Source organism: Rhodoferax sp. LB1P47 (assembly GCF_056521445.1).
In genome coordinates, this window is the sequence record NZ_JBWMAU010000015.1 from 68,559 (window position 1) to 80,399 (window position 11,841).

Genomic DNA, 11,841 nt, shown 5'->3' on the forward strand with positions numbered 1-11,841 from the left:
GTGGGCCTGTGTTTATGGCTGTTGGGATGCGCACACATAGCGGGCGCGGCCTTGGTGTTTTGCTTGGTAAAGCGCGGTATCGGCCTGGGCGACCAGGTCTTCAGGCCGCGCTTCTGGGCTGGGGATGCTGCTGGCGACACCGATGCTGAGGCTAACGCAGCGGCTGACTGGGGAGGCGTTGTGCGGCAGGCCTGCGTGCTGGATGCTGTCCAGGCAGCGCTGCGCAACAACGCAGGCGCCAATGCTGTCGGTGTCCAGCAACAAAATCGCAAATTCTTCGCCACCGTAGCGCATTAGCAGTTCGCCGGGGCGGTAGACGCAGTTGTTTAGTAGCCGGGCAACCTCGCGCAGGCAGGCATCGCCGCCTTGGTGGCCGTAGCTGTCGTTGTAGAGCTTGAAGTGGTCAATGTCGATCATCAGCAGGGCCAGGGGCTGCTTTTGGCGCGCGCTGCGGATCCATTCGGAGAGCAGGCTTTGGTCGAATGAGCGCCGGTTGCCCACACCGGTCAGGCCGTCGGTGATGGTGAGCTGGGCGAGCTGCGCGTTGGCGCGTTGCAACTCGGCTAGAAACTGAATGCGCTCGGTGATGTCTTGCAGCGTACCCATGATGCGTACCGGCACGCCGTCTTGCAGCACGGCTTCGCCTTTCGAGCGGACCCACGCGTGGCGGCCCAGCGCGGTGGTCATTTCCAGCTCCAGCGTCCAGGCGGTTCCGTGTTCAATGGCGGCGCGGGTTGCGGCTTGCAGGGCAGCACGGGAGTGGGGGGCGAAGTCGTTCAGCACCTCGTCAAATGGCGGCGGCGTGCCCACGGCCATGTCGTGGATGTGGAACACCTCGGCGGTCCAGGTTTGTTGCAGGCTGGGCAGCTCGACCTGTATGCCACCGATTTTGGCGATTTCACCCGTGCGGCGCTGCAAGGCGGTGGCAGCGGCCAACTCGGCCTCGGCTTGTTTGCGCTCTGAAATGTCCAGGTGCGTGCCCAACATGCGCACCGCCTTGCCTTCTGCATTGCGTTCAATCACCATGGCGTGGCTCAGCACCCAGACCCAGTGGCCATCGCTGTGCTGCATGCGGTGCTCCACCTTGTAGACGGGGGCGTGGCCTTCGGTGTGGGATAAAAATGCCACGCGCACGGCGGACAGGTCTTGCGGGTGGATCAGGCTTTGCCAGAAAAGCGCCTTCAGCGGTTCGGTGCGCGGTGTCAATCCCATCATCTGCCATTCGCGCTCATTGATGGTGAGCGTGTCGTCTGGCAGGTGCCAGTCCCACAGGCCCAGATCGGCTCCTTTGAGCCCAAACTCGAAGCGGCGAGCGGTTTCTTGCAACGCTTTCTGGGCCGTGGCATGGGCTTGCTGGAGCGCCCGGCGGCGGTTGTGTACATAGGCCATGGCCAGGCTGGCACCGACACAGATCAACCCAAGCACACCGGCTGCCGTCTGCGCTTCGGTCCACCAGGGGGCATCGACCGCCGCCAGATCGCGGCTGACCGCGATGGTCAGTGGCTTGTTCATGCGCAATTCCGTCGGAATGATGTTGCGCATGGCAACCATGCGGGCCCTGCCGGAGCGCGTGGACGGGCCTACAAAATTGCTGCTTGCACTGCCGGAATCCACATGCGCGCGAAAAAAAGAGCCGGACAGGTTTTCGTCCTGGTCTTGCACATTCTGGCCGGGTGGGGTCACTAAAAACACCTTGCCATCACCGTGGGCAATGCTGACGGCCATGTCGGGTGCGTAAACCACCGAGCGCATCACGATGTCGAAATAGTCGGGGTCCAGAATGGCGGCAATCACCCCCGCAAATTGCCCGGCATCGTTGGATACCGCCTTGCTGACACCCAATACATAGATGTTCAGCACCGATAGGAACGGTTGCGATACATACAGCGTTGCGTAGTCGGGCTGCACCCGTGGCACCGTGAAGTACGGCCGGGTGCTGAAGTCGTTGCCCAGCAAGAAATTGCGGTTGCCGCCCACCACGATGCCGTTGTGGTCCAGCACGGTGATGGCCCGCACGCCCGGCATGGCATCGGCCAGCATTTGCAGGTGGCGCGTGGTGTGGCTGGAATCTGTTGCGTGGTCGCCGTAGAACATGTCATAGCGGATGCCGGTGATGGCACTGTTGACACCTTGCATCTGGCGGATCAGGTTTTCCTCGACCACGCGGGCCTGGTTTTGCAGCTGCGTTTGCTCGCGCATCCGGTTGTTGCCATGCTTGCGGTAAAGCTCCCAGCCCATAGCGCTGGCCAGCAGTGCCAGCGCCAGCAAGAGTACGCACCATTCACGGGTATGTCGGCTTGCCCGCCATGGCGGACGGTGCGGGGTACTGGTCTCTTGGTACCTCACTGCGCGCGGTCCTCGATGGTGTCTGGCGGGGCGTCGGGTGGCATCATGGATGATTTTTCATAGCAGCCAGACCAGTCTAACGCCAAAAATTGCATCGGCTGCCGACCCATGTTTACCATTATTGTGGGCAATTCTTGTGAACTTTATTCGGCAAATTTGGTGTTAATCTCGTCTGTTTACAAACGTGTACAAACTCCACCAGGACGGATGCCCAGTCTGCCTGTTCGCCCGGGGGTAACGTAAGTTCTACCCACTTTTCAGGACGGTGCAATTATGGCGAAGGACCTCGTCGGCGACCTGCTCAGCCGACTCGATCAGCTCAATACCATCGGTGTGGCGCTGTCCAAAGAGCGCAATCTCCCTAGCCTGCTGGAAGGCATCCTGATAGCGGCCAAAAACATCACCCATGCCGATGGCGGCACTGTGTACCGCATGACCGAAGACGGCAGCGCGCTGCGCTTTGAGACCATGCGCACCAAGTCCCTGAAACTGTTTTTGGGTGGCACCAGCGGCAAACCGATTGACTTTGCGCCACTGCAACTGATCAACGCCGAGGGCGCTTTCAACGACAGCATGGTGGCTACCTTTGCTGCTATCCACGACCGCACGGTAAACATTGCCGATGCCTACGTAGAGGCTGGTTTCGACTTCTCGGGCACCAAGGCTTTCGATGCCCGCACCGGCTACCGCTCGCAGTCCTTCCTGACCGTGCCGATGAAGAACTTCGAGGGCGAAGTCATCGGTGTGCTGCAACTCATCAACGCGTTGGAGCCGGGCATGGACCGGGTCGTCACCTTCTCCGAGGCCGACCAGCGCCTGGTGGAGTCGCTGGCCTCGCAGGCCGCCATTGCCCTGAGCAACCGGCAGCTGGTGAACCAGATGGAGACGTTGTTCGAGTCGTTTGTGCAGCTGATCAACACCGCCATCGACGAAAAATCGCCCTACGCCCGCGACCGTTTCAAGCGTGTACCTGCACTCGCCATGATGCTGGCCGCCGCCGTGGATGCCACCACCGACGGGCCGTACGCCAACTTCCACATGACCGAGCGCGACCGCTACGAGCTCAAAATCGCCGGCCTGCTGCACGACTGCGGCAAGCTCGCCACGCCTGTCCACGTGACCGACAAAGCCACCAAGCTGCAAACCCTGTTTGACCGCATTGAGCTTGTCAGCACCCGGTTTGAAGTGCTCAAGCGCGATGCCGAAATCGCCACCCTGCGCCAGCAGCTGGCCCTGCGCAGCTGCGTGGACCCCGCCGCCGAAGCCGCCGCCGCGCAGCTATGCCAAGAGGCCCTGGCCCGCATCGATGCCGACCGGGCGTTTTTGCGCGAAGTCAACCAATCCCAGCAGGTAATGGGCGATGCCCAACTGGCCCAGGTACGTGCCATCGGCACGCAGCGCGAATGGTGCAACCCTGACGGCGTGCAAGAGCCTTTTTTAAGCAGTAACGAACTGGAAAACCTGAGCATCCTGCGCGGCACCCTGACCGCCCAGGAGCGCAGCATCGTCAACCACCACGTGGTCGCCACCCACAGCATGCTGGGGCAAGTCCCCTGGCCTAAGCACTTGAAAAACGTGCCCGAATACGCCAGCGCGGGCCAGGAGCGCATGGATGGCAGCGGCTTCCCCAAGGGCCTGACGCGGCACCAGATGTCGCTGCAAGCCCGCATGCTGGCCCTGGCCGATCTGTTCGAGGCCCTGACCAGCGCCGACCGGCCCTACCGTCCGCGCATGAAGCTGTCCAAGGCGTTGGAGATTCTGGTGCGCCTGAACAAAAACGGCCACATCGACCCCGATCTGTTTGACGTATTTATGCGCCAGGGCGTGTACCGCCAATTTGCCGAGCAGTTCTTGAGCCCCGAGCAGATCGACTTGCCGGTGGATGCAGGGCAACGCCTCAGCTAAGCTTTTTCACCAGCACCTGGCTCTTCCGGTCCCAGTTGTACTTGCGCTTGCGGGCTTCGGGCAGCCACTCGGGGTCTACCTGCACGAAGCCGCGCTTGATAAACCAGTGCATGGTCCGCGTGGTCAGTACAAAAATGCTTTGCAGCCCGGCGGCACGGGCGCGCTGCTCGATGCGCTTGAGCACCTTTTCACCATCGCCCTGGCCCTGTACCTGGGGCGACACGGTCAGCGCTGCCATTTCGCCGGTGTGGGCCTCGGGGTAGGGGTAGAGCGCTGCGCAGGCGAAGATCACGCCGTCGTGCTCCACCACGGTGTACAGGTCGGCATCGCGCTCAATCTCGGTGCGGCTGCGCTTGACCAGGGTGCCGTCTTTCTCGAACGGCTCGATCAGTTGCAGGATGCCGCCCACGTCGTCCACCAGCGCCTCGCGCAGGCTCTCTAGTTTTTCGTCCACCACCATCGTGCCGATGCCGTCGTGCACATACACCTCTAGCAAAATCGCGCCGTCTACCGCAAACGGAATGATGTGGCTGCGTTCCACGCCCGATTTGCAGGCTTTTACGCAGTGCTGCAAATAAAACGCAGTGTCGGTGGGCAGATTGGCGGTGGGCAGCTCGGCCAGCAGCTTTTCGGCCACGGCCAGGGGCAGTTCGGTGTCGATAGGGTTGTCTTCGCTCTCGGGCTGGTCCGGGCGCATGCGGATGCCGGGCACCTCGGTCACAAAGATCAGCTTGTCGGCCTGCAAGGCGCTGGCCACTGAGGTGGCGACTTCTTCCATCGTCAGGTTGAAGGCCTCACCGGTGGGCGAAAAGCCAAACGGTGACAGCAGCAGCATGGCCCCCATGTCCAGCACGCGGGTGATGCCGCCGGTATCCACCTTGCGCACCACGCCCGAATGCTGAAAGTCGATGCCGTCCACAATGCCCACCGGCCGGGCGGTGATGAAGTTGCCCGAAATCACCCGGATGGTGGCCCCGGCCATCGGCGTGTTGGGCAGGCCCTGGCTGAACGCCGCCTCGATCTCGTAGCGCAGCTGGCCGGCGGCCTCTTGGGCGCAGTCCAGGGCTACCTCATCGGTAATACGGATGCCGTTCGCATATTTGGGCACATGGCCCTTGGCAAGTAGCTGCTCGTTCACCTGCGGCCGAAAGCCGTGCACCAGCACAATCTTGACTCCCATGCTCTGGATCATGGCCAGGTCTTGTGCCAGATGTGGCAGCTTGCCCGCCGCAATCGCCTCACCCGCAATCCCCACCACAAAGGTCTGGTTGCGGAACTTGTGGATGTACGGTGCGACCGAGCGGAACCAGGGCACAAAGGTGAAGTTGAAAACGGAGGTCATGGGCGCGTAGCCGGTGCGGGGCTATGGGTGGATGTAAGGTGGATGTTGGAAAAGTGTAGCAGCCACTAGGGTTTTTCCTTGTACTCTTCCAACGGGGGGTGTCATGGTTTGAAACCGATTTCATTGGTATGCTGTTGGCTTTTCTAAAACTGCGATTTATTGCATTGAAATGCCTGCCAAATCCGCCTCTAAAAATACTGCTGCGCGCGCCACGATTGCCGATGTGGCCCGCGCAGCCGGGGTCTCCAAGGCCACCGTTTCCCGGTTTCTAAACCACCGCGACACCCTGCTGAGCAAAGACATTGCCACCCGCGTCGAAGTGGCCATCGCCGCGCTTGCCTACAGCCCCAGCCCTATGGCGCAAGCCCTCAAACGCGGCCGCTCACGGCTGATTGGGCTGGTGGTGGCGGATGTCACCAACCCCTTTTCGGTGGCGGTGCTGCGCGGTGCTGAAAAAGCCTGCCAGCAAGCCGGTTACCTGCTGATGCTGTTCAACCTGGGTAATGACGGTGGGCGCGAAAAAGAAGCCATCGAGACGCTGACCGCCTACCAGGTGGAGGGTTTCATTCTGAACACCCTGGGGCGGGATGCAACGGCCTCCATCGAAGCGGCAGGCCTCGGCAAACCCGTGGTGCTGGTGGACCGCCGCCACCCGGGCATGCAGTCGGATTTTGTGTCGCTGGACAACGCCGGGGCCGTGCGTTTGGGGGTGGAGCATTTGGTGGCTGCCGGGTACCGGGAGCTGCTGTTTGTGTCCGAGCCCATCAAAGAAGTGAGCTCCCGCGAGGAGCGTGCGAGGGCTTTTCGCAACTGCATGGCTGAGTCTGCCGATACCTGCGATGGGCTGCACGGCAGCACATTTGAAGCCGTGGCCGATGACCCGGATGGCCTGGACCAGGCTCTGCGCAGCTTGCGTGCACGGGCGGACCTGCGCCTGGCCGGCGTGGTCTCCAGCAACGCGGTGGTCACCTTGCGGGTGGTGGCGGCCTTGGCCCGACTGGGCTGGCGGTTAGGTTCAGATATCGGCCTGGTGGGCTTCGACGAGACCGAATGGTCGCCCTACGTGGGGCCGGGTTTGAGCACCATTGCCCAGCCCACCGATGAGCTGGGGCGGATTGCTGCCGACTGCCTGATCGAGCGCCTGAAAGGCGTAGCACTGCCACCGCGCCAGATTTTGCTGTCGGGCCGCCTGGTGCCACGCGGCTCCTCCGTGCCTTTGATTCAAGCCTAGGGTTTCCCATAGTTACGGTAGCTGCAAGCCCATTTTTATAATCCACTGAAACCGGTTTCAGTAAAACTCTAAAAACGCATGCAATACACCTTTCAATTCAGTGATGTACTTAAAGCCTGGCCGCTGCTGGTCAAAGGCAGCCTGAGCACCATCCAGCTGTCCATCCTGTCCATGTTGCTGGGTTTGCTGCTGGCCATCGTGTGCGCCTGGGGCAAAACCGCCGGGCCGCGCCCTTTGCGCTGGCTCATCAATATCTACATTGAGCTGATCCGCAACACCCCGTTTCTGGTGCAGCTGTTCTTTTTCTTTTTTGCCCTGCCCGCGCTGGGCCTGCGGTGGTCGGCCTATACCGCCGCGTTGACCGCGATGGTGGTCAACCTGGGGGCTTACGCCACGGAAATCATCCGCGCCGGTATCGAATCCATCCCCAAGGGGCAGATTGAGGCCGGCCTGGCATTGAGTCTCAAGCGCAGCGAAATCTTCCGCTTTGTGATTTTGAAACCCGCGCTGCGCACGGTGTACCCGGCGCTGACCAGCCAGTTCATCTTGCTAATGCTGAGTTCCAGCGTGGTGTCGGCGATTTCGGCGGACGACCTGACCTCGGTGGCGGCCAACCTGCAATCGCAGACCTTCCGCAGCTTTGAGATCTACATCGTCGTGGCGGGCATTTACCTGGCGCTGGCGCTGGCGTTTTCCGCCTTGTTTCGGCTGGTGTACCGGCTCACCCTTAACTACCCCGTAGGCCGTTAATGCGTACTTTTGGCTGGTCCGAGTTTTTGTTCATTCTGGAAGCCGCCAAGTGGACCGTGGCGCTCTCGATGATGGCCTTTGTGGGCGGTGGCATCGGCGGCCTGGTGGTGGCGCTGGGCCGGACCAGCCAGAGCCCGGTGGCGCGTGGGCTATCGGGGCTTTTCATCCAGATTTTCCAGGGTACGCCGCTGCTGTTGCAGCTGTTTTTGGTGTTTTTTGGGGCTCCGGTGCTGGGTGTGGACATCAACCCCTGGGTCGCGGCGGGCGTCGCTCTGACGCTGAACAGCAGTGCCTTTCTGGGCGAAATCTGGCGCGGTTGCATCCAGGCCATTCCGGGCGGGCAATGGGAGGCGGCGCAGGCCTTGAGCCTGCCCTACCTGTCGCGCATGCGGGATGTCATCTTGCCGCAGGCCAGCCGGATTGCACTGGCCCCCACCGTGGGCTACATGGTGCAAATCATCAAGGGCACATCGCTGGCGGCCATCATTGGCTTCACCGAGATCACGCGCTCCGGCCAGATCATCAACAACGCCACCTTTCAGCCGCTCATCGTTTTCAGCGCCGTGGCGGGCATTTACTTTGTGCTGTGCTGGCCCTTGTCGCTCTGGGCCGCGCAATTAGAGCGTCGCCACGCAGCCGCACGGGCGCGCTGATTCTTCCCGTTCCTTCTACCCAGCAACCACCGGAGATTTCACTATGCTTAAACATCTGCAACGCCGCAGCTTCACCGCCGCCGCACTGACCCTGGCAATGGCCGCCACCCTGTCGGCGTGGGCTCCACAGGCCAGCGCACAGACCCTGGCCGAGGTCAAGAAAAAAGGCGAGCTAACCATTGGCATGCTGGTGGACTTTCCGCCCTACGGCACCATGAACAGCAGCAACCAGCCCGACGGCTATGACGCCGACGTGGCCCGCCTGCTGGGCAAAGACCTGGGGGTGAAGGTCACCCTGGTGCCCGTTACCGGCCCCAACCGCATTCCCTTTTTGCTCACCAACAAGGTAGACCTGCTGGTCGCCTCGCTGGCCGTCACCCCGGAACGCGCCAAGCAGGTGCAGTTCTCCGCACCCTATGCGGCGGCCAGCATCGTGCTGTATGGCGACAAGAAAGCCAGCATCAAGGCCGCCGCAGATTTGAAGGGCAAACGTGTCGGTGTGGCCCGCGCCAGCACGCAAGACGTGGCCCTGACCGCCGTGGCCCCCGAGGGCGCCGAAATCCGCCGCTTTGACGACGATGCCTCGGCCATGCAGGCCCTGATGTCGGGCCAGGTGGATGCCATCGGCTGCTCCACCACGGTGGCCGCACAGATCGACAAGCGGGCCCCCGCCAATACTTTTGAGAACAAGTTTTTGCTGCGCCAGCAGGTCATGGCCGTGGCCATGCGCCCCGGCCAGGCGGAGCTGCTGAAAACCGTGGACGACTTTGTAGCCAAGAACACCGCCAACGGCGAGCTCAACAAGCTGTACCGCAAATGGCTGGAAACCGACCTGCCCAAGCTCCAATAAACCAGCGAGAAACGCGCTTCCATGACCGACACCCTGCACACGCCCAGCCCGGATGCCACCGGCGCAGAGCCCATCATCCGCATCGAAGCCATGAACAAATGGTATGGCCAGTTCCAGGTGCTTACCGACATCCACCTCCAGGTGCGGGCCGGGGAACGGATTGTGATTTGCGGCCCCTCGGGCTCGGGTAAGTCCACCCTGATCCGCTGCATCAACCGGCTGGAGACGGTGCAGCAGGGCCGCATCGTGGTGGACGGTATCGACCTCACGGCGGGCGGTAAAAACGTGGAATCGGTGCGGCAGGAAGTGGGCATGGTGTTCCAGCAGTTCAACCTGTTTCCACACCTGACCATTCTGCAAAACTGCACCCTGGCGCCGATGCGCTCACGCGGCTTGGGGCGGGAAGAGGCCGAAACCATCGCCATGAAGTACCTGACGCGGGTGCGCATCCCCGAGCAGGCCCACAAATACCCCAGCCAGCTCTCGGGCGGGCAGCAGCAGCGGGTGGCGATTGCCCGTGCCCTGTGCATGACCCCCAAGATCATGCTGTTTGACGAACCCACCTCGGCACTCGACCCCGAGATGGTGAAAGAGGTGCTGGACACCATGATCGGCCTGGCCGAAGACGGCATGACCATGCTGTGCGTGACCCACGAAATGGGTTTTGCGCGCAGCGTGGCCGACCGCGTCATCTTTATGGCGAACGGAAAAATCGTGGAACAGGCCCCGCCGCAGCAATTTTTTAACCACCCGCAACACGAGATCACCCGCAACTTCCTCGGGCAAATTCTCAACACGGCGCAGACGCACTAAAGCTATGGACCACGCACTCGACGTAATCACTTTTGGCGAAGCCATGCTGCTGTTGGTGGCCGACCAGCCCGGCCCGCTGGAGCAGGTGGCGGCCTTCCACAAGCGCACTGCCGGGGCCGAAACCAATGTCGCCATTGGCCTGGCGCGCCTGGGCTTCAAGGTCGGCTGGGCCAGCCGCCTGGGCACCGACTCGATGGGCCGCTATCTGCTGGCCGCCCTGTCGTCTGAGGGCATCGACTGCTCGCATGTGGTCCTTGACGCGTCGCAGCGCACCGGCATCCAGTTCAAGGAACGGGTGGTAGATGGCCGCGACCCCTTGGTGGAATCGCACCGCAAAGGCTCCGCCGCCAGCCATATGGGTGTGGCCGATATTGATGAAGCTTGGCTGCTTAGCGCCCGGCACTTGCACGCCACGGGGGTGTTTGCCGGGGTCTCGGCCAGCACCTTGCCCGCAGCGGTTAAAAGCATGGACTTGATGCGCACTGCGGGCCGCACGGTGTCGTTCGACCCCAATCTGCGCCCCGGGCTCTGGGCCTCCACCGAGCACATGCGCGCCGCCATCAACGACCTGGCCACGCGTGCCGACTGGGTGCTGCCCGGACTGGAGGAGGGGCGGTTGCTGACCCACACCACCCGCCCCGAAGACATCGCCCACTTCTACCGCCAGCGCGGCGCCCAACGGGTGGTGGTCAAGTTGGGCAGCGAGGGTGCTTACTTTGACGACGCTGCGGGTTGCGGCTATGTGGCGGGCTTCCCCGTCGCCCAGGTGGTGGACACCGTGGGCGCGGGCGATGGCTTTGCGGTGGGCGTGGTCAGTGCGCTGCTCGATGGCCTGGGCCTGCCCGAGGCGGTGCGGCGCGGTGCCTGGATTGGCGCACGGGCGGTGCAGGTGCTGGGCGACAGCGAAGGCTTGCCCACCCGGGCTGAACTCACTTTGGCAGGAATGTGAACCATGAAGAAGGTACTGGTTTTTAGAGAGCTGCCGCCCGACCAGTTGGCGCGCCTGCAAGCCCTGCACGATGTAACGGTGGCCAACCCGCGCCTGCCGGAGCAAGCCGCCGCCTTCCACGCCGCGCTGGCCGATACCGACGGGATGATCGGCTCTAGTTACCCGGTGGACCCGGCCTTGCTGGCCCACGCCCCCCGGCTGCAGGTCATCTCCAGCATCTCGGTGGGCGTGGATAACTACGACCTGCCCGCCCTGGCGGCGCGGGGCATTGTGCTGTGCCACACCCCGGGCGTACTGACCGCAACCACGGCCGACACCCTTTTTTCACTCATCATGGCCAGCAGCCGCCGCACGGTGGAATTGGCCAACCATGTGCGCAACGGCCACTGGACGCGCAACATCGGTGAAGACCTGTTTGGCTGGGATGTGCACGGCAAAACCTTGGGTATCTTGGGTTTTGGCCGCATCGGCCAGGCCCTGGCGCGGCGTGCGGCGCTGGGCTTTGGCATGCCCGTGCTGTACCACAGCCGCAGCCCGGTCGATGTGGCCAGCAAAGAGCCGGCACTGCTGGGCAAAGTGGCCCACACCCCGCTGGACGCATTGCTGCGCGGCTCCGACATCGTGGCCGCCGTGCTCCCCTTGTCGGCTGAGACCCGTGGGCTGATGGGAGCGCGTGAGTTTGGTTTGATGCGGGCCGGGGCGATTTTCATCAACGGCGCGCGGGGTGCCATCGTGCAAGAAGACGCTTTGCTGCACGCACTCGACCACGGCACGCTGCGTGCCGCCGGGCTGGATGTGTTTGCCACCGAACCCCTGCCGCTGGATTCGCCCCTGCGCACCCACCCCAAGGTGACCGCGTTGCCCCACACCGGCTCGGCCACCTTTGAAACCCGGCACGCTATGGCCGTGTTGGCGACCACAAATCTGCTACAGGCTCTGGCCGGGCAACAGCCTGAATTTGTATACCCCCAGGTTATAGGTTTACATGCTTTTTAGGCCGCT

At 62.5% G+C, this 11,841-nt stretch carries 10 protein-coding genes; 8 read left to right on the forward strand and 2 right to left on the reverse strand.

The window, feature by feature from the left end; all coding sequences use genetic code 11:
* Nucleotides 1–12: 12 nt before the first annotated feature.
* Entirely contained in the window at nt 13–2,268 is a 2,256-nt protein-coding gene (locus AC0969_RS15965; protein WP_479625135.1) for a sensor domain-containing diguanylate cyclase, read from the reverse strand.
* A 351-nt stretch (nt 2,269–2,619) separates the two neighbouring features.
* Here AC0969_RS15965 and AC0969_RS15970 point away from each other — a divergent pair, with 351 nt between their 5' ends.
* Nucleotides 2,620–4,251 (forward strand): HD domain-containing phosphohydrolase, encoded by a 1,632-nt coding sequence (locus tag AC0969_RS15970; RefSeq protein WP_479625136.1) that lies wholly within the window; start codon nt 2,620–2,622, stop codon nt 4,249–4,251.
* On the opposite strand, the gene argA is transcribed toward AC0969_RS15970, so the two are convergent.
* Entirely contained in the window at nt 4,244–5,593 is a 1,350-nt protein-coding gene (argA, locus tag AC0969_RS15975) for an amino-acid N-acetyltransferase (RefSeq protein WP_479625137.1), read from the reverse strand. The genes AC0969_RS15970 and argA overlap by 8 nt on opposite strands.
* Before the next feature lie 169 nt (nt 5,594–5,762).
* On the opposite strand from argA, the gene AC0969_RS15980 reads away from it, so the two are divergent.
* The 7 genes from AC0969_RS15980 (at nt 5,763) to AC0969_RS16010 (ending at nt 11,835) form a co-directional block, all read left to right on the forward strand.
* Entirely contained in the window at nt 5,763–6,824 is a 1,062-nt protein-coding gene (locus AC0969_RS15980; protein ID WP_479625138.1) for a LacI family DNA-binding transcriptional regulator, read from the forward strand.
* A 78-nt stretch (nt 6,825–6,902) separates the two neighbouring features.
* Entirely contained in the window at nt 6,903–7,574 is a 672-nt protein-coding gene (locus AC0969_RS15985; protein ID WP_479625139.1) for an amino acid ABC transporter permease, read from the forward strand.
* Nucleotides 7,574–8,227: an amino acid ABC transporter permease gene (locus tag AC0969_RS15990; protein WP_479625140.1), complete on the forward strand. Its 654-nt coding sequence runs from the start codon at nt 7,574–7,576 to the stop codon at nt 8,225–8,227. The genes AC0969_RS15985 and AC0969_RS15990 overlap by 1 nt, the downstream gene beginning before the upstream one ends.
* 43 nt (nt 8,228–8,270) lie before the next feature.
* A complete protein-coding gene (locus AC0969_RS15995; RefSeq protein ID WP_479625141.1) occupies nt 8,271–9,077 on the forward strand; it encodes a transporter substrate-binding domain-containing protein in 807 nt (268 codons plus the stop codon).
* 21 nt (nt 9,078–9,098) lie between these two features.
* Nucleotides 9,099–9,890: an amino acid ABC transporter ATP-binding protein gene (locus AC0969_RS16000; protein WP_479625142.1), complete on the forward strand. Its 792-nt coding sequence runs from the start codon at nt 9,099–9,101 to the stop codon at nt 9,888–9,890.
* A 4-nt stretch (nt 9,891–9,894) separates the two neighbouring features.
* Nucleotides 9,895–10,839, forward strand: a complete 945-nt coding sequence (locus AC0969_RS16005; protein WP_479625143.1) for a sugar kinase — start codon at nt 9,895–9,897, stop codon at nt 10,837–10,839.
* A gap of 3 nt (nt 10,840–10,842) precedes the next feature.
* Nucleotides 10,843–11,835: a 2-hydroxyacid dehydrogenase gene (locus tag AC0969_RS16010; RefSeq protein ID WP_479625144.1), complete on the forward strand. Its 993-nt coding sequence runs from the start codon at nt 10,843–10,845 to the stop codon at nt 11,833–11,835.
* Nucleotides 11,836–11,841 lie beyond the last annotated feature (6 nt).

Bases quoted from the DNA above. Each gene is read 5' to 3' on its own strand.
- AC0969_RS16010 (WP_479625144.1), top strand. From the start codon at position 10,843: ATGAAGAAGGTACTGGTTTTTAGAGAGCTGCCGCCCGACCAGTTGGCG.
- AC0969_RS15980 (WP_479625138.1), top strand. From the start codon at position 5,763: ATGCCTGCCAAATCCGCCTCTAAAAATACTGCTGCGCGCGCCACGATT.
- AC0969_RS16005 (WP_479625143.1), top strand. From the start codon at position 9,895: ATGGACCACGCACTCGACGTAATCACTTTTGGCGAAGCCATGCTGCTG.
- AC0969_RS15995 (WP_479625141.1), top strand. From the start codon at position 8,271: ATGCTTAAACATCTGCAACGCCGCAGCTTCACCGCCGCCGCACTGACC.
- AC0969_RS16000 (WP_479625142.1), top strand. From the start codon at position 9,099: ATGACCGACACCCTGCACACGCCCAGCCCGGATGCCACCGGCGCAGAG.
- argA (WP_479625137.1), bottom strand. From the start codon at position 5,593: ATGACCTCCGTTTTCAACTTCACCTTTGTGCCCTGGTTCCGCTCGGTC.
- AC0969_RS15970 (WP_479625136.1), top strand. From the start codon at position 2,620: ATGGCGAAGGACCTCGTCGGCGACCTGCTCAGCCGACTCGATCAGCTC.
- AC0969_RS15990 (WP_479625140.1), top strand. From the start codon at position 7,574: ATGCGTACTTTTGGCTGGTCCGAGTTTTTGTTCATTCTGGAAGCCGCC.
- AC0969_RS15985 (WP_479625139.1), top strand. From the start codon at position 6,903: ATGCAATACACCTTTCAATTCAGTGATGTACTTAAAGCCTGGCCGCTG.